Raw genomic sequence first — 15,817 nt, 5'->3', positions numbered from 1 at the left:
AGCTATGCCTTCAGGGCTGCAGCGGCAGCGTCGATCTGTACGCGAGTGGTGAGTTCGGTCGCGCACCAGAGGGAGGCGTTCGCGCCAAGCTCCGGATAGTGGTGGCCAAGCGGGAAGCCGCCGATGATCTTCTCTTTCAGAAGGCCAGCATTAGCGGCTTCCGTGGTGTCCTTGGTCTCCAGAACGAACTCGTTGAAGCGCGGCGCGGAGTTGAAGAGAAGCTTGCCGTTGGCGCCGATGGTGTTTGCGGCGTAGTGCGCCTTGGCCAGGTTTTGCTCTGCGAGTTCGCGGAGGCCTATCTTACCGTAGACGGTGAGGAAGATCGTGACCATCAGAGCGACGAGCGACTGGTTGGTGCAGATGTTGCTGGTGGCCTTCTCGCGGCGGATGTGCTGCTCGCGCGTAGAGAGCGTCAGGACGAAGCCGCGACGGCCTTCGGTATCCGTGGTCTCACCGCAGAGACGCCCGGGCATCTGGCGGAGAAATTTTTCCTTGCAGGCGATGACGCCGCAGTAAGGTCCGCCAAAGCCGACAGGAACGCCGAAGGACTGGGCTTCGAGCGAGACGATGTCTGCTTCAACCGGAGGAGCGACGATGCCAAGCGAGACAGCCTCCGCGATGGAGACGATCAGCAGAGCTCCCTTGGCGTGAGCGATCTCCGCGACGGCAGCTACATCTTCAATCGTCCCAAAGAAGTTGGGCGACTGGATGAGAACGCAGGCGGTGTCTTCGGTGATGGCGGCATCGAGCTTGGCCAGGTCGACACGTCCGGATTCGCCGATGTAGTCCACCTCGGTGAGAGGAATGCCCTGGTGCTGCGCGTAGGTGCGAAGAACCTCGCGGTACTCCGGGTGTACGGTGCGGGCGATCACGGCACCGTTGCGGCCTGTGACGCGGACGGCCATCATGACGGCTTCGGCTGCGCCGGTAGAGCCGTCATACATGCTGGCGTTGGCGATCTCCATGCCGGTGAGGTCGCAGATCATGGTTTGGAACTCGAAGAGCGCCTGCAGGGTGCCCTGGGCGATCTCTGGCTGGTAGGGCGTATAGCTCGTCAGGAACTCACCGCGCTGCGAAAGGGAGTCGATGATGACGGGGCGGTAGTGGCGGTAGGCTCCAGCGCCGAGGAAGCTGGCGTATCCGGTCGCGTTTTGTGCGGAGTAGGCCTTGAAGGCTTCGATGACCTCTTGTTCCCCGTGCTGGCGGGGAACGTCCAGGTCGCGTTTGAGCTGGTACTCCGCGGGAATGGTGGCGAAGAGATCGTCAATGGAGGCGGCGCCGATCTCGGCAAGCATGGCGGTACGGTCAGCAGGGGACTTTGGAAGATAGCGCATCAATTACGATTTTAGAGTGTTGCGCGGATATGCGCTTACCGCGCAGCGCCAGTATGGGTCTAAGTTGTGAGATAAGACGCGGAGGCTTCGATGCGGCGGTTGCTCATGGTCTTTTTTCTTGGTGCGATGACAGTCGAGGCACAACAGGCGGGGCAACCGGGCCCGACGATTGCACTTCAGGCCCGGCCTCAGCCGGAAGCCGGCGGCGGAACGGTAGTGGGCCACGTTTATTGCGGAGATACGCACGCGCCTGCTCACCTGGCGCATGTTTCCTTGTCTCCTGTGCCGCAGGTAGGTTCGCAGGGCGGCGGGCGGTTTGGCGGTGGCATGGTCACGGCGGACATGGATGGAGCGTTTCTGATCCAGGGGGTGGCTCCTGGCAGCTATTACGTCAACGTGCAGATGCCGGGATATGTGAGTCCCTTGCAGAGTGTGGCCTCTGCGGATCTGACCGATTCCAGCGCGGACGCCCAGCTTCGTGTGCGGCAGAAGGTCCAAATGGTGACCTTGAGCGGCGCGGAGTCTGTGCGTGTGGATGTGACCGTGGATCGCGGATCCGCGATCAGTGGAGTCGTACGGTTCGACGATGGAACGCCTGCGGCCAATGTGTTTGTGAGCGTCTACACACCTCCGGTTGCAACGGCGACGAACGCAACGACGGTGACGTCCGCCAGCCAGTTCGGACGAGGCGGGCTTGGCACAGGGGGCGTGCGGGGTAGCGGATCGACGCAGACGGACGACCGAGGGGTATTTCGGATTGCCGGGTTGCCGCCGGGAGACTATATGGTCTCCGCGAACGTGGTGCTGCCCGCGGCCGCGACGCCAGCCCCCGCGCCCACTTCCGGCGGCGGAAGAACGTTCAATCCGGGAACCAACCTGATCGTGTATGCGCCCGCTACCCTTCATCGGTCGGGGGCGACGACCTTCACGCTGGGGTCAGGGGATGAGCACAACGGGGTGGAGATTACAGTGTCTCTGCGCGGGCTCCATGTGGTGAGTGGACATCTCTCAGGAAGCACGGACGACGGAGGCCGTCGCCGCGTGGTGCTTCACGATACGGGTGATGTTGCTTTCAGCCGGAACGCACTGGTAGCTGCAGACGGGAGCTTCCGCATGGAAGAGGTCCCGGATGGGGATTACACGATCACCGTGGCGGGTGGAGGGACGGTAGGCACTGCCACGGGCATTGGGGTGGCGGTGCACGGTGGGGATGTGACGGACGTTGTGTTGACGCAGTGAGGTTAACGACATCGCCGCCGCGATTGGCGACGGCGATGTTTGTCTTTATTGCTTTCAGCCTAGTGCCCGGTCTCTTCTTCGACGTACTTGGTATAGGTGGCGGAGTCCAGAAGGCTGTCGAGATCCGCAGCGTTCGTCAGCGCGACTTTGACGAGCCATGTGCTGTTCGCATCGGTGTTGATGGTCTCCGGCGCGTCGTTGAGGGCCGAGTTTACCTCGGTGACTGTGCCTGCGACGGGGGAGTAAAGGTCGCTGACGGCCTTGACGCTTTCGACGGAGCCGAAGGTCTCATGCGCGGTGAGCTTGTCTCCCACCTTGGGCAGTTCGACGAAGACGATGTCGCCAAGCGAGGACTGCGCGTAGTCGGTAATACCAATCGTGCCAGTGGTGCCGTCGACTTCAATCCACTCGTGCTCTTTGGTGTACTTGTATGTTTCGGGATAAGCCATCGTGATCGTCTCCGAAGGTGATTGTAGAGCCTCGGGCGTTTGGCCCAAAGCACTTGAGGTTGGCTCGCGGTGGAAATTCGCCGCGTGGGAAGTCTATTTTTTGGCGCGTTTGTAGAAGGGTGTTGGAACGACCTTTGCCTTTACGGGCTGATTGCGAATGGTGACGGCGACTTCGGTATCCAGAGCGGTGTACTTCACCGGCACATAGGCCAGGGCGATGTTCTTCTTCAACGTGACGGAAGGCGAGCCGCTGGTCACTTCGCCGATTACGGTGCCGTCAAGCGTCGTTACAGGGTAGCCATCGCGGGCGATACCGCGTTCGACGATTTCAAGACCGACGAGCTTGCGCTTCGGTCCACCAGCATTCTGGATCGTCTGTAGGGCGGATTTGCCGACGAAGTCGGATTCCTTGTCGAGCTTGCAGTAGCGTCCCAGGTTGGCTTCAAAAACGTTGATCGTGTCCGAGATCTCATGGCCGTAGAGCGCCATGGACGATTCGAGGCGGAGCGTGTTGCGTGCGCCAAGACCGCAGGGAAGGATGCCGAACTCCTCACCCGCAGCGAAGATCTCCTGCCATACGCGTGCGCTGGTGGCTTCGTCCGAAGGGATATAGATCTCGAAGCCGTCTTCCCCCGTGTAGCCCGTGCGGGCGATCATCACGTTATAGAGACCGGCGACCTTGCCCCACGTAAACCAGTAGTTCTTGATCGTGGAAAGATCTGTGTCGGTGAGCTTCTGCAGGACATCGATGGAACGCGGTCCCTGGATGGCGATCTGCGTGTACATGTCCGAGTAGTCGTTGATGTGTGTGGAGGGCATCTGGCCGATGGTCTGGCGCACCCACTGGACATCCTTCTCACGCGTTCCGGCGTTGATGACAATGAGGTAGTCGTTCTCAGACAGTTTATGCAGAACGACATCGTCGACGAAGGTGCCTTCCGGTGTCAGCATGGCGGAGTAGTGTGCCTGCCCGATCTGCAGCTTGCTGGCGTCGTTCATGAGCAACTTCTGCACGGCGTCGAGCGAGCCGGGTCCGCGCAGCTGAATGTCGCCCATGTGCGAGACATCGAAAACGCCGACGCCGTTGCGGACAGCGTTGTGTTCGGCCATCAGGCCGGAGTATTCGACGGGCATGTCCCAGCCGCCGAAGTCGACCATCTTGGCTTTCAGGGCGCGGTGGGTGGCGTTGAGGGCTGTTTTACGCAAGGGTGTTTCTGACATCTGTAGATCTCCGAGGTTCATGGTATCGCGGGGGAGAGCGGGATGCGCGGTCAGCGCTTGTTGGCGTTCATGAAGCTGGAAACCGAGAAGTATCCGAAGAGCAGCGTGAGCGCACTATAGAGAAGAAATCGATTGTGATTCGCCGAAGCCATGTGGATACCGTCACGGACCTTTGCAGCGTTGACGGCGAAGGCCAAGGCAAAGAGGAGAAAGAAGCTTCCTGTGACTTCGAGCCAGAGGGCTTTCGACGCCTTTTTCAGTGGAGCAAGCGCTGCTTGCTTTGCGGAGCGCTTGGCCTGGTCCACGGCACGAACCGTCTGTGCAACGGAGGCGAGTGTTGCCTCGGGAGATCTGCGGGGTTGCTGCGGGGAGAGCACTTCTGGCCGCTTGGCCTGGGGATTAGGATCGGGAGCCGTAGCTGCATCCATGGCCTGTACGGCGGTGCGGGCGGCGTGGCGTGCGCCTGCACCCAGGATGCGGCCTAGTCGTACTTTATCCATTCCCAGAGTGTAAATGCCGAGTGACGCCGTTGGCCGACCGTGCATCCAATTCGCTGACGTTACATTGAAAGGATGATCTCCAATGAAAAGTTTCTTATGGGCCGTGGGTGGTTTGTGCGCAGCAGCTGCAGGTTGGATCGTTCTAGGGAAAAAGCGGATTGAGCCGGTGCAGGAACTTGCACACCAGTTGGAACACGCCTGGGCGGATCATCACACGAAAGTTTAGTGACAGGCATAATTCCAGGGACTCGGATTGCGATGGATCGGTTCGGGACGTAAGGTAAAGAGATGTTTCGTCGGGCACGCATCTATGCCCGATTCTCTTCGTCCAATCAGAAACGCCGCGGAGGTGCAAATGAGTCCAAAGGTAAAAGAACTAATTCAGAAGCTTGGCGAGGCGATCCACGAGTCCGTTTCGGAGAGTGACCAGATTGCTGGCGTCGTGAAGGACATCCGCGAACAGGGTTTTGATGTGCTTTTGATGTTGGAAGCCACCATCGGTCTGAATGAAGTGGAAGAGGAAGACGAAGAAGCAGACGTCGAGGCGGAAGAGGGTGCCGCTCCTTTTACGCGAAACGATCTCAGTTTTTTGAAGTCGTTACGCATCACGTTGCCCGATGAAGGAAAAGAACCGACCGATTAGCGGCATAGCTCAAGAGCCGCCCTTCGGGGCGGCTTTTCTATTTGCTTCATTTTGAAGCGAAAGAGTAGCTTGGGGGCTATAAGTTCGCGAGACAGTGCTTATGGCGGTTAACTTGCATCCAAGAAAAGTGGTCTCTTGCACAGAAGGTAATGTGCCAGGTTGTCGAGCCAGACGAACGCAGTCATGACGAGGGGTGAACGACGATGAAGGATACGTTAGGAATTTTGCTGGCTGGCGGAGCCGGCGAAAGATTGTTTCCACTGACACGAGACCGCGCCAAACCGGCAGTCCCGTTTGCCGGACAATATCGCATCATCGACATCACGCTCTCGAACTGCATCAATAGCGGCCTGCGCAAGGTTTACATCATGACGCAGTACAAGGCGCTCAGCCTCAACCGTCATATTCGCGAAGGTTGGGGAACGGTTGTCGCCAGCGAGCTCGGCGAGTTCTGCGAGATTCTGCCGCCGATGCAGCGCGTTAATAAGAACTGGTACGAGGGGACTGCGGACGCGGTCTACCAGAACATCTACTCGATCGGTTCCGAGGAGCCGAAGTACTGTCTGATCCTCTCCGGCGATCACATCTACAAGATGAACTACGGCTTGATGATGGAGGCGCATTGCAACTCCGGCGCCGCCGTAACCCTCGCTACGCTGCCCATCAATCCCGACGAGGTTTCACGATTCGGTGTGGTGGAAGTGGCGAAGAATGGTGAAATTACAGGCTTCCAGGAGAAGCCGAAGTCGACCACCATGCGCTCCCCCTTCAATCCGGACAAGGTGGATGCTTCGATGGGCATCTATCTCTTCAATACCGACGTGCTTCTGCAGGAGCTGATCGCAGACGCGGAAGATCCGGACTCGAAACATGACTTCGGGCACAACATCCTGCCCAAGTTGCTGGGTCGTCACAAGATGAACGCCTATAACTTCGTGGACGAGAACCGTCAGGAAGCTCTTTACTGGCGCGATGTGGGCACACTTGAGGCCTACTACGAGGCAAATATGGACATGTGCTCCATCTCGCCTACGTTCAACCTCTACGACAAGTCGTGGCCGATGCGTACGCGCCCGACGCAGTATCCGCCGGCGAAGTTCGTCTTCGGCGAGCCGGGACGGACGGGCATGGCGATCAACTCGGTAGTCTCGCCGGGCTGCATCATCTCCGGTTCAGTCGTTCGGGAGAGCGTGCTTTCGCAGGACGTACGCGTGAACTCGTACTCCGATGTGGATTCCAGCATCATCTTCACGCACGTTAACATCGGCCGCCACTGCCGCATCCGTCGAGCGATCATCGATCGCGACGTACAGATCCCCGACGGGACGGTGATTGGCTATGATTCGCAGGAAGACCGGAAGAAGTACTTTGTCACGCCGGAGGGTCTTACCGTGGTGACGCGGGACTATTCCATCTACGAAAACCCTGTATCGACGGACTTTATCGAAACCCGGCACGACGGGTTCTAGTTTCAGGGCAAAGAAAACGGCGGAGGCCTTAGGCCTCCGCCGTTTTCTTTTAAGCCGTTTAGCGGTGTCCGAAGCGATAGATCACGCCAGCGGAGATCGAGAAAAACTCGCGTGTCTCCGTTCCGAAGTGCTCGATGATGATGTCCGGCGACAGCCGAACCGCCAGGTGGGCGGAGCGGTTGATGTCCAGCGATCCACCAAGGGCAGCCATTGGCTTGACGCGGTTGGTATAGAGGCCAACTTCTGCAGGCGGAATGCCCTTGAGGTCGGAGTCGAACTTGCCAGCCGACACGCCACCGAAGGCGTGATAGTTGATGCCGAAGTGCTGATTACCGAAGGCGTGATACTGAAGGCCGACCAAACCGATGGTCTGGTAAACGACCGGACGCGTCGGAATCGAGAAGCTGTTCGGGAAAACAGGGGTTGTGCCCCACTCGTAGCGGAAGTCGACCGCAGGTCCGATGCGCGGGGTGATGAAGTAAGTCGCCATGACCTCACCGCCACCCATGTTGATGCGCTTGGGGATGTTCTGTCCGGCTTGGCCGTTCAGGAAGCTGGCGCCGCCATAGATCTCGTACTTCTCCGTATAGGTGACGGGCGCTGCCGGTTTGAACACATCCTGCGCCTTGGCGGCGAATGAAAAGGAGGCGAGAAGCGCGAAACCGAGAAGAATCCTGGATGCACTGCGGGTACGTTTGGTGTGGGCTGGCTGGAGCAGGGTATTCCCGGCAAAAGCTGGCCGGGCGGATATGTGTCGCATGTTCCTCCGGATCGATGGTGCGTCCCTCTAAAGATATACCGTTTGGGGCAGGAAGGTGGCGGTTCGCGTGCAGACACGCAGAGAAAGCAGTGATTCCATTGTGCGACAATGGAGGCGCACGGACAGCCTGCGCAAGCGGGCTGGGTACGTCGCGGGAGGAAGTCATGGGTGAACTGTTTCAGCCGACACATTTGCTGGTGATCGGCGTTGTTCTGCTGGTTTTGTTTGGTGGTCGCAAGCTGCCTGAACTGGGAAAAGGTCTGGGCGAAGGTTTGCGTGGTTTCAAGGACGGCATGAAGGGCATCAGCGATGACCCCAAGGATGCAGCCCACATTGTGACGCCGAAGCCGGACGAGCAGCCTAAATAGGCAGGGCGCGGGTCAGCGTTCTTCTGCTGGCCAGTGGGTGGAGCTTGGATGAAAATCGCTTTTCCTAAAATTCGTTCGCCCTGGCTCATTGAGCCGGACACAAAAGTGCGCCTCGAAAAGTTATCGACGGCCACACGCGGGAACTTTCACGACGAAGATGCCGCCAAGAAGGAACTGGAAAAGCATCGCGTCAAGATGGCCCCACTGCAGGAAAAGCTCTATGCCGGTGCCCAGAAGAGTCTGCTGATCGTTCTGCAGGGAATGGATACTGCGGGCAAAGACGGCACGATCAGCCATATCTTTACCGGCATCAATCCGCAGGGATGTGACGTCACACCCTTCAAAGTGCCGACGCCGCTGGAAGCTCGTCATGATTTTCTCTGGCGCGCCCATGCCGCAGTCCCACCGCGTGGAATGATCGGTATCTTCAACCGTTCGCACTATGAAGATGTTTTGTCTCCACGTGTCCATGGCATGGTCAGCGACAAGGCTGCCAAGGAACGCTTTGCGGAGATCAACGCTTTCGAAGAGATGCTGGTGCGAAACGATGTCGTGGTGTTGAAGTTCTTCCTGCATATCTCCCATGCGGAACAGGGCAGACGTCTGCAATCGCGCCTCGACGATCCTTCAAAGCATTGGAAGATCAGTCCAGCCGATTTCGCAGAGCGAAAGTTCTGGCCCAAATATGTTTCGGCATACGAAAGCATTCTGGAAAACACGAGTAAAAAACATGCCCCCTGGTTTGTGATTCCGTCCGACCACAAGTGGCACCGGAATGTTGCGATCTCCAGGATCCTTGTGGATGCTCTGGATGGGATGGATCTGCAATATCCCGTGAGTACTGTGGATATCTCCAAGCTGAAGGCTTGAGACGCAGCGCGTTTCGCCTGAACCCGGTTAAAGCGTAATCAAGACCACTGCGGGAAGCGCCAGGAACATGCCGATCATCTGACGACGCGTGGTGCGTTCGCGCAGAAGCCATGCGGCTAGCAGGATCGTGGACGCCGGATAGAGCGAAGAGATGACTGCCGCGACATCCAGACGTCCGAAGCGTGTGGCGGCGATGAAAAGCAGATTGCCCGTAGTGTCCAGGCCTGCTCCGGCCGCGATCCAAAGCAGCGTCTTGCGGGTGAGGCCTGGGGTCTCCGTGGGAGCTGCAGATTTCGTTGCGTAGAGAAACAGAAGCGAGAGCGCGCAGGTAATCGTCGAGCCGATGCGGGCGGTTCCCAGGGGCCACAGAATGCCCGCATTTCCAGCGTATTTCAGCGAGACAAAGTAGAAGCCGAAGCCCAGGCCGCCAAGCAGGGCGAGCAGGGAAGAGCGGTGGTAGCTGCTTTGATCGAGGTCCCCGGGTTCGAAGAGAGGATCGCTGGTGTGCTTCGCCGCGTCTTCCGCTCCAGGCGCGGCAATCCGCCAGATTGCGATCGCCGCCAGGGCAAAGCCTATGACGCGCAGGATGCCGGGTGCGCCTTCCGTAAAGGCGGACACAATGGCTGGCACAGCGGCGCAGAGCAAGCCACTGATCGCGGCGGCGGAGCCCATATGTCCCGCCGACAGGGCGATGTAAAAAGCCATCAACGAGAGAGCGGCGACCACGCCACCGGCGAGTCCCCAATAGAGCGGAGCGCCGTGGGGGAAGGGATCTCCGTGGAACCACGCACTGGATCCCACGATGGCCAGCGAAAGTGAATGTCCTAGAAGAACGACCAGGAGAGCGCCACGGACCGAACCGCCGAGGCGCTTGACGCCCATGCCTCCGCCGAAGTCCCCGCCGCCCCAGCACAGCGCGGCACCGAGGCTCAGGATCGCATTGGTAGCGAAGGGCATTCCAGATCTTAGCCTTCCCTAGCGCTTATGGTTCTTATTGCTTGGCTGCAGGGGGGGTGGGCGTCTTGGGACGGATGTCATAGGGCGTTGGGAAGTATCCCTTTTTGGTAATGACATCCAAATTGGGACGCGAAACCGTCACTTCGGTAGAGCGGTACTTTCCGTCGATGAACGGTTCGTGCGAGTAGTAGCCGATGGTGTATTGGGTTCGGACCTGCTCGGCGATCTTCTGGAAGCTCTGTTCAATGCCGCGCTGACGATACTCGGAGACAGCCTGTCCGCCGGTCTCTGCGACATATCTGGGAAGGATGTTGTCGCGCATCATGAACGGCAGATGATAGCGGTCAAGAAAGCCGATGCCCCACGTCGCCGAATCTCCCACCAGTGTGGCATAGAGGGTGATGTTGTGCGTCTGAAGATACTGGACGACTTCCTTGTACTTGGCCTTGGAACCCTGTTCCTTGCCGTCGGAGATGACGTAAATCACGCGGCGGCGGCCGACTGGACGGTCGGCAAGTGAGCGCGCAGCCATGAAGATAGCGTCATTCAAGGTATGGATCTCTTTAGGAATGGTGATGGTGTTGGAGTTCGAGTTGCGAACGGGCGCGGTGTTGGGATCGAACTGATGGCCGTTAATATTGGTCGTCTGCGAGAGCGGGCCGGAGTTGTAATACATCGGCGCCTCACGGCCTGGGGTCTTGGAGCGCTCCAGGACAGCGGCTACGCGGGCCGACTGCGCTCCGGTAAAGTCTGTGCGCATGGTGGGGCCGTTGTTGTAGGTGAAGATGGCGAGCTCATCGTAAGGAGCGAAGGCGCCCTGCACGGCGGCAAGAGAGTTATTGACGCGCTCCATGACGTTAAAAGGCAGCGACTGGTCGATCACAAACGCCGCCGAGATGGGGAAAGCGTCGACGGTCCAGTAAGCGATATGTTGGCGGACGCCATTTTCGAAGACGCGTACTTCGCGCCAATCCACGCCCGGAACGAGTTGGCCCTTGTTGTCCTTCACCGTGAAGGGGAGTTCTACATAATTAACCTGAACACGGGCAAGGGTAAAGGCCTTGAGGCCTTCGCCAGGAGTCGTGCCTTCCGGTTCGGCCTGCTGATCCGCGGCGGCAGTGGTGGCGCTGCCGTTCTTGCCGGAGGGGGCAGTGGGGTGAGGGGCCTGCTCATCAGGCGAACTCGAGGTGGAGGGCAGGTTCTGTGGTGTGCCTTTGCCGGGCGCGACGTTGCTGACCCCCGTCATTTGGGGGGCGGGGCTGTCGGGCAGCTGCTGTTGGGCCTCTGGGCCCTGCTGGCCGACGAACATCATGGACATGGCAACTGCGAGAATACTGAACTTCACCTGCGAACCCCCGTGCTTTAACTGCTCAATAAGACTATCAGTGTCACTCGGTTGGACGCGCGGGAGGGCGCAGCGTGTTGTGCCGAGGAGCGGTAGGAACCCAGATCGGCTACGACTTGGTGAAGATTAGGGTGTCTCTGGGATCATTCTGGGACAGGTGTAGACAAAGAAGCAGGTTTTTCCGTCAAACTGAAGTATGCGTATGTTTCGAGTCACTTCGGTTGCGGTTCTGGGTTTTGGTCTTCTGTCGTGTGGGGCGTGGTCGCAGGAAGCGCCGAGCCCGGGTGGACCTCCACCACCAAGTGACGCCGCTCCTTTGCAGGACGATTCGCAGCTTTCGAGCGCCGGTACTCTCAAGGTGCGCGTGAACCTGGTGAACACCTACTTCAGCGTGCGCGACAAACAGGGTTTTCTGACGGGGCTGCACAAAGAGGATTGTTCGATCGAAGAGAACAAGATCCCGCAGAAGATCAAGAACTTTACCCAGGAAAAGACGCTCCCCCTGACGATCGGCATTCTGCTGGATACCAGCGGAAGCCAGATGAATGTGTTGCCGCTGGAAAAAGACGCGGGCGCGCAGTTTCTAAAGGACGTCCTACAGCCGAAGGACGAGGCGTTTCTGATCAAATTCGACATCAACGTGGACATGCTGGCGGACTACACCAACAGCCCGCGCGAGTTGAAGCGGGCCTTGGACAAGGCAGAGATCAACACGGGCGCTGGGACCGGGTCGGTTACGGGAAACGGAACTCCACGCGGCACGCTGCTGTACGACGCGGTTTATCTCGGCGCACACGACAAGCTGCGGCAGGAGGCTGGCCGGAAGGTGCTGGTCGTTCTGACGGACGGCGGCGACCAGGGCAGTCAGTTGAAGCTCCAGGATGCCATTGAGGCGGCGCAGAAGGCGAACGCCATCATCTACGTGATTCTAATCGCCGACCGGGGGGGCTTTGGCAACTTCAGCTTTGGCGGGTCGGGCGATATGGACAGGCTTTCTCGTGAGACGGGCGGCCGCATGATCAACGTCGGCAACAACGGGAAAAAGCTGGAAGATGCGTTTGCGCAGATCTCTGACGAGTTGCGGACGCAGTACCTGGTGAGCTATACGCCGCAGAATGCTGAACTGGATGGTACCTTCCGCAACATCAAGATCACTTGCGGCAAAGATGCCAAGGTACAGGCGCGCAAGGGCTACTATGCCGTGGCGGATGCCAACACCGAATAAGGACTATTGCGGCTGGGTCAGCTTTTCGTGCGCGGCTTTGTCCATAGCGGCGCCTCGTTCATTGTCGTCGTGAGCAACGATGCGCTCCATCATGGTCTGCGCGAGGATATCTCCGTTGCCGTCGGAGTAGAGCCAGCCTCGTGAGCCATTCGTAAGCAGGCGGACGTTGCCCTTTCCGTCGGTCAGGACAAAGAACGGGACCGCCGTCGCGCCAAGCTGCTTGAGAAGTTCCGCGTGGGTGTAGAGCGTTGGTGGATCGGTCTTCGGATTGGGTGTGGATGCTGGCGAAGGTTTGATCTCCGTTGGCCGTACCTCCACAAGAGGCCACGCCTGGGCGCGGATGTTAAGGCCTTTGCGAAGGACAGCCACCGCCTCCGGGATGCTGGCACAACTGGCGCAGTCCTCGGGATAGAGGACGTAAAGATTCACGTCGGAGAGGTGTGCCCCGTAGGTCTTTGGACCGGCGGTCCGGCTTACGTCGAAGGCAGGCATCGGTTTGCCGATGGCTTCATAGCGTCGCTGCGCAACAGCTGCGGCGTACGCGTCCGTTGCGGTGAGCGGTGCTGTGCGAGCGGCGATGGCGAGTTGGAGATCGTTGAGTGCTCCGGCGATCTCGGCAGGGACGCGGTTGTCGAAGCGGAGCAACTCCTGCAGATGCCAGGCGGAGACTTCCGCAACGCCGGGCGTGAGAAGCGGATTGTGACCGCTGACAGCTTCAAGGAGTTTGGGCTGACGGATGAGTGCGGCGTCGATGCCCGCGGAGGGGACGGCAAACTCGACGAGTCCAAGGACGTAATCGTAGACGGCGTTCGTCTCCGGTGTAAGCGGAAGGCGTGTGTCCATGTCCTTCAGAAGAAGGAGAACGTCTTCCACGTGGTGCATGTTGAGGTCGGCCTGCACGGCGAGGTAGTACGCGGACGGCCGATGTGGGGCCTTGTCGTCCAGGACGTACTCTGTGGCTGCCTTATAGGTGCGCTTCCAGTCGCGGCCAAGTGAGCATAGGCGCGCATACGAGTAGAGCTCTTCGCCGACGTGTGGAGCAGGATCGAGGCGTTCGCACTCTGTGTGCGAGAGGTTCATGGCCGAGGTGAGAGCCATGAGTTCGGTATCGGACCAGTTGCCCACATCGGCGCGTGTGGCGTCGAGTGGGCGCATGATCTCGTCGTAGATACTGCTGGGCGGAAGCTGGCCGTGGAGTTGCTCTGCCGTCGGCGCTGGCTCCTGTGCGGGGATGTTGGTCGTCAGCAGAAGTACAGCGAGGGCGAGAACGCGCAAGGGGCTAGGCCTCCATCGCCCCCGAGTATACGGCCATGCCCGCGACGGCATCTACGCCCATGTTGTCGAGTTCGGTGATCTCGTCCGCGGACTTGATGCCACCGGCGACGATGAGCTGCTTGGCGGTGCAGGCGCGAAGGATCGCCGCGACTTCGATGGGGAAGCCACTCATGGTGCCTTCCGTATCGACGTGGGTGTAGAGGAAGGCGGCGCAGGAGTCTTCGAGCCAGGTGACGGCCTCTTCCGGCGTGAGGTCGACAGATTCCTTCCAACCCTTGACGGCAACCTTGCCGTTTTTGGTATCCACGGAGAAGACTAGCTGCTCTTCGCCCAGTTGCTTCTTCAGATTCTCGGCAAAGGGGAGATTGAGGATCGCGTGGCGCTTGCGGTCGGCCTCGTTGTCGCCACCGAAGAGCGATGAGCCATAGATCACGCGCTTGGCGCCGAGATCGAGGAGACGCTGGCCGTCTTCGGCGCTCTTGAGACCTCCGCCGATCTGGCAGGGAAGCTTGTCCGTAAAGCGCGAGATGAGCGAGGCATTCGAGCCCTGGCGCATGGCGGCGTCGAGGTCGATGAGTTGCACAAGCGGATATTTGCTGAAGCGGTCGATCCAGTAATCGAAGTCGTCAAAGGCGAGCTTAAGTTTTTCGCCCTGGACAAGCTGGACGATCTGGCCGTTCATAAGGTCAATGGAGGGGATAAGCATTCTGCCTCTTCTTTATTTCTTAGCTGGATATTCGATTAGCACGGCAAGCGCATGGGGATTCCCTGCGCTGCGAGTTCTTCTTTCAGGGCACGGCTGCTGGTGACGCCGAAGTGAAATATGCTGGCGGCGAGAGCGGCGTCGGCGCGGCCTGCCTTGAAAACATCGGCGAAGTGCTGCGCGTTTCCCGCGCCTCCGCTGGCGATGACGGGGATCTGCACGGCGCTGGAGACGGCGGCGGTGAGTTCGTCATCGAAGCCGGAGCGTGTGCCGTCAGAGTCCATGGACGTGAGAAGGATCTCGCCTGCGCCACGATCTTCGGCCTCGCGCGCCCAGTCGATGACCTTGCGCCCGGTGGGCTTGCGGCCTCCGGAGACGTAGACCTCGGCGTCGGTGATGGCGTTGCCGGTGGTGGAGCGGCGTGCGTCAATCGCAACGATGACGGCCTGGGCTCCGAAGCTCGCTCCGATCTCGCCTATGAGCTCTGGCCGCGCGATGGCGGAGGAGTTGATGGATACCTTGTCTGCGCCTGCGGTAAAGACGGCTTCGGCGTCCGCTGCGGAGCGGATGCCTCCGCCGACGGTGAAGGGGATAAAGAGCTGCGAGGCGGCGCGCTTCACGGTTTCGAGGAGTGTGCCTCGGCCCTCGTGCGTGGCGGTGATGTCGAGGAGCACGATCTCGTCCGCACCAAGAGCAGCGTGACGGTGGGCGAGTTCGGCAGGGTCACCGGCGTCGATGATGTCGAGGAACTGGATGCCTTTGACGACGCGTCCGTCACGGACGTCGAGGCAGGCGATGATGCGTTTGGTCAGCATGATTTTTCTATCCGGTCTTGCGATGCCATGGTCATTACAGTTCTAAAAAATTGCGAAGGATTTGGAGGCCGGTCTCGCCGGATTTTTCTGGATGGAACTGGACGCCCATGACGTTGTTGCGTTCGACGGCGGCGGTAAACAGACCGCCGTACTCCGTGGCCGCGGCGGTGTCTGTGCTGACGGGCGCGCGCCAGGAGTGGGTGTAGTAGACGAACGAACCGGGGGCGATGCCACGCAGGAGACGCGAATCTTCACGGATCGCTTCGAGGGAGTTCCAGCCTACGTGCGGGCTCTTGAGCTCGGCGTCCTGGAAGTGTGTGGGGAAGCGCTCGACGGTGGCGTTGAAGTGGCCTAGGCCGTCGGTAGTGTCAGCTTCCGTGGAGCCGTCGTAGAGCCACTGCAGGCCGACACAGATGCCGAGGAAGGGAACGCCGTTGGCGATGGCTTCGCGTGTAGCTACGGTGAGCTGGAGATCGTGGAGGAGCTGCGTGGCGCGGAAGTGTCCTACGCCGGGGAGGACGATCTTTGTGGCATTCCGCACGTCGTCGGGGGACTGAGTGACGTGTGTCTCCGCTCCGAGAAAATTGAGAGCTTTCACTACGGAGGTAAGGTTTCCGGCTTTGTAGTCGATGACTTCGATCATA

At 59.4% G+C, this 15,817-nt stretch carries 18 protein-coding genes; 7 read left to right on the top strand and 11 right to left on the bottom strand.

Going from position 1 to position 15,817, the window contains the following annotated elements:
• Positions 1-2 precede the first annotated feature (2 nt).
• Positions 3-1,334, bottom strand: a complete 1,332-nt coding sequence (gene gcvPA / locus ACIPR4_RS15330; RefSeq protein WP_013569573.1) for an aminomethyl-transferring glycine dehydrogenase subunit GcvPA — start codon at positions 1,332-1,334, stop codon at positions 3-5.
• Between the two features lie 90 nt (positions 1,335-1,424).
• Between gcvPA and ACIPR4_RS15325 the strand changes: the two genes are divergently transcribed.
• Positions 1,425-2,573 (top strand): hypothetical protein, encoded by a 1,149-nt coding sequence (locus ACIPR4_RS15325; RefSeq protein ID WP_013569572.1) that lies wholly within the window; start codon positions 1,425-1,427, stop codon positions 2,571-2,573.
• Between the two features lie 59 nt (positions 2,574-2,632).
• Here the strand turns inward: ACIPR4_RS15325 and gcvH are convergent, their stop codons facing one another.
• The 3 genes from gcvH to ACIPR4_RS15310 form a co-directional block, all read right to left on the bottom strand.
• Positions 2,633-3,022, bottom strand: coding sequence for a glycine cleavage system protein GcvH (gcvH, locus tag ACIPR4_RS15320; RefSeq protein ID WP_013569571.1), 390 nt, complete (start codon positions 3,020-3,022; stop codon positions 2,633-2,635).
• Between the two features lie 93 nt (positions 3,023-3,115).
• A complete protein-coding gene (gcvT, locus tag ACIPR4_RS15315; RefSeq protein ID WP_013569570.1) occupies positions 3,116-4,243 on the bottom strand; it encodes a glycine cleavage system aminomethyltransferase GcvT in 1,128 nt (375 codons plus the stop codon).
• Between the two features lie 50 nt (positions 4,244-4,293).
• Entirely contained in the window at positions 4,294-4,743 is a 450-nt protein-coding gene (locus ACIPR4_RS15310) for a hypothetical protein (RefSeq protein WP_144312449.1), read from the bottom strand.
• An 82-nt stretch (positions 4,744-4,825) separates the two neighbouring features.
• On the opposite strand from ACIPR4_RS15310, the gene ACIPR4_RS22790 reads away from it, so the two are divergent.
• The 3 genes from ACIPR4_RS22790 (at position 4,826) to glgC (ending at position 6,855) form a co-directional block, all read left to right on the top strand.
• Entirely contained in the window at positions 4,826-4,969 is a 144-nt protein-coding gene (locus ACIPR4_RS22790) for a hypothetical protein (RefSeq protein WP_013569568.1), read from the top strand.
• A 129-nt stretch (positions 4,970-5,098) separates the two neighbouring features.
• Entirely contained in the window at positions 5,099-5,386 is a 288-nt protein-coding gene (locus ACIPR4_RS15305; RefSeq protein WP_013569567.1) for a hypothetical protein, read from the top strand.
• A gap of 203 nt (positions 5,387-5,589) precedes the next feature.
• Positions 5,590-6,855 (top strand): glucose-1-phosphate adenylyltransferase, encoded by a 1,266-nt coding sequence (glgC, locus tag ACIPR4_RS15300; RefSeq protein ID WP_013569566.1) that lies wholly within the window; start codon positions 5,590-5,592, stop codon positions 6,853-6,855.
• A 58-nt stretch (positions 6,856-6,913) separates the two neighbouring features.
• Here the strand turns inward: glgC and ACIPR4_RS15295 are convergent, their stop codons facing one another.
• Complete coding sequence (locus ACIPR4_RS15295; RefSeq protein ID WP_013569565.1) at positions 6,914-7,615, bottom strand: hypothetical protein; 702 nt, start codon at positions 7,613-7,615, stop codon at positions 6,914-6,916.
• A 164-nt stretch (positions 7,616-7,779) separates the two neighbouring features.
• Between ACIPR4_RS15295 and ACIPR4_RS15290 the strand changes: the two genes are divergently transcribed.
• Both ACIPR4_RS15290 and ACIPR4_RS15285 read left to right on the top strand, forming a co-directional pair.
• The gene (locus ACIPR4_RS15290; RefSeq protein WP_013569564.1) at positions 7,780-7,983 is read left to right on the top strand and encodes a Sec-independent protein translocase subunit TatA/TatB; all 204 of its coding nucleotides are present in this window, start codon (positions 7,780-7,782) and stop codon (positions 7,981-7,983) included.
• Between the two features lie 48 nt (positions 7,984-8,031).
• The gene (locus ACIPR4_RS15285; RefSeq protein WP_013569563.1) at positions 8,032-8,853 is read left to right on the top strand and encodes a polyphosphate kinase 2 family protein; all 822 of its coding nucleotides are present in this window, start codon (positions 8,032-8,034) and stop codon (positions 8,851-8,853) included.
• Positions 8,854-8,880: 27 nt separating this feature from the next.
• On the opposite strand, the gene ACIPR4_RS15280 is transcribed toward ACIPR4_RS15285, so the two are convergent.
• Both ACIPR4_RS15280 and ACIPR4_RS15275 read right to left on the bottom strand, forming a co-directional pair.
• A complete protein-coding gene (locus ACIPR4_RS15280) occupies positions 8,881-9,810 on the bottom strand; it encodes a DMT family transporter (protein ID WP_013569562.1) in 930 nt (309 codons plus the stop codon).
• A gap of 34 nt (positions 9,811-9,844) precedes the next feature.
• The gene (locus ACIPR4_RS15275; protein ID WP_144312448.1) at positions 9,845-11,155 is read right to left on the bottom strand and encodes a VWA domain-containing protein; all 1,311 of its coding nucleotides are present in this window, start codon (positions 11,153-11,155) and stop codon (positions 9,845-9,847) included.
• Between the two features lie 196 nt (positions 11,156-11,351).
• Between ACIPR4_RS15275 and ACIPR4_RS15270 the strand changes: the two genes are divergently transcribed.
• A complete protein-coding gene (locus ACIPR4_RS15270) occupies positions 11,352-12,380 on the top strand; it encodes a VWA domain-containing protein (protein WP_013569560.1) in 1,029 nt (342 codons plus the stop codon).
• 3 nt (positions 12,381-12,383) lie between these two features.
• Here ACIPR4_RS15270 and ACIPR4_RS15265 read toward each other — a convergent pair whose 3' ends face one another.
• From ACIPR4_RS15265 to hisH, 4 genes are read right to left on the bottom strand one after another with little or no spacing between them, the layout of a single operon-like run.
• Positions 12,384-13,655 carry a thioredoxin domain-containing protein gene (locus ACIPR4_RS15265; protein WP_013569559.1) on the bottom strand — a complete coding sequence of 424 codons (1,272 nt, stop codon included), beginning with the start codon at positions 13,653-13,655 and terminating at the stop codon, positions 12,384-12,386.
• A gap of 4 nt (positions 13,656-13,659) precedes the next feature.
• Positions 13,660-14,361, bottom strand: a complete 702-nt coding sequence (locus tag ACIPR4_RS15260) for a 1-(5-phosphoribosyl)-5-[(5-phosphoribosylamino)methylideneamino]imidazole-4-carboxamide isomerase (RefSeq protein WP_013569558.1) — start codon at positions 14,359-14,361, stop codon at positions 13,660-13,662.
• A 35-nt stretch (positions 14,362-14,396) separates the two neighbouring features.
• Entirely contained in the window at positions 14,397-15,173 is a 777-nt protein-coding gene (gene hisF / locus ACIPR4_RS15255) for an imidazole glycerol phosphate synthase subunit HisF (RefSeq protein ID WP_013569557.1), read from the bottom strand.
• 34 nt (positions 15,174-15,207) lie between these two features.
• A complete protein-coding gene (gene hisH / locus ACIPR4_RS15250; protein ID WP_013569556.1) occupies positions 15,208-15,816 on the bottom strand; it encodes an imidazole glycerol phosphate synthase subunit HisH in 609 nt (202 codons plus the stop codon).
• Between the last annotated feature and the right edge of the window lies 1 nt (position 15,817).

Origin of the sequence: Terriglobus saanensis SP1PR4, from assembly GCF_000179915.2 — a bacterium.
GTDB lineage: Bacteria > Acidobacteriota > Terriglobia > Terriglobales > Acidobacteriaceae > Terriglobus > Terriglobus saanensis.
The sequence above is the reverse complement of the archived record's forward strand: the minus strand, read 5'-3'. Positions and strand labels throughout refer to the sequence as shown.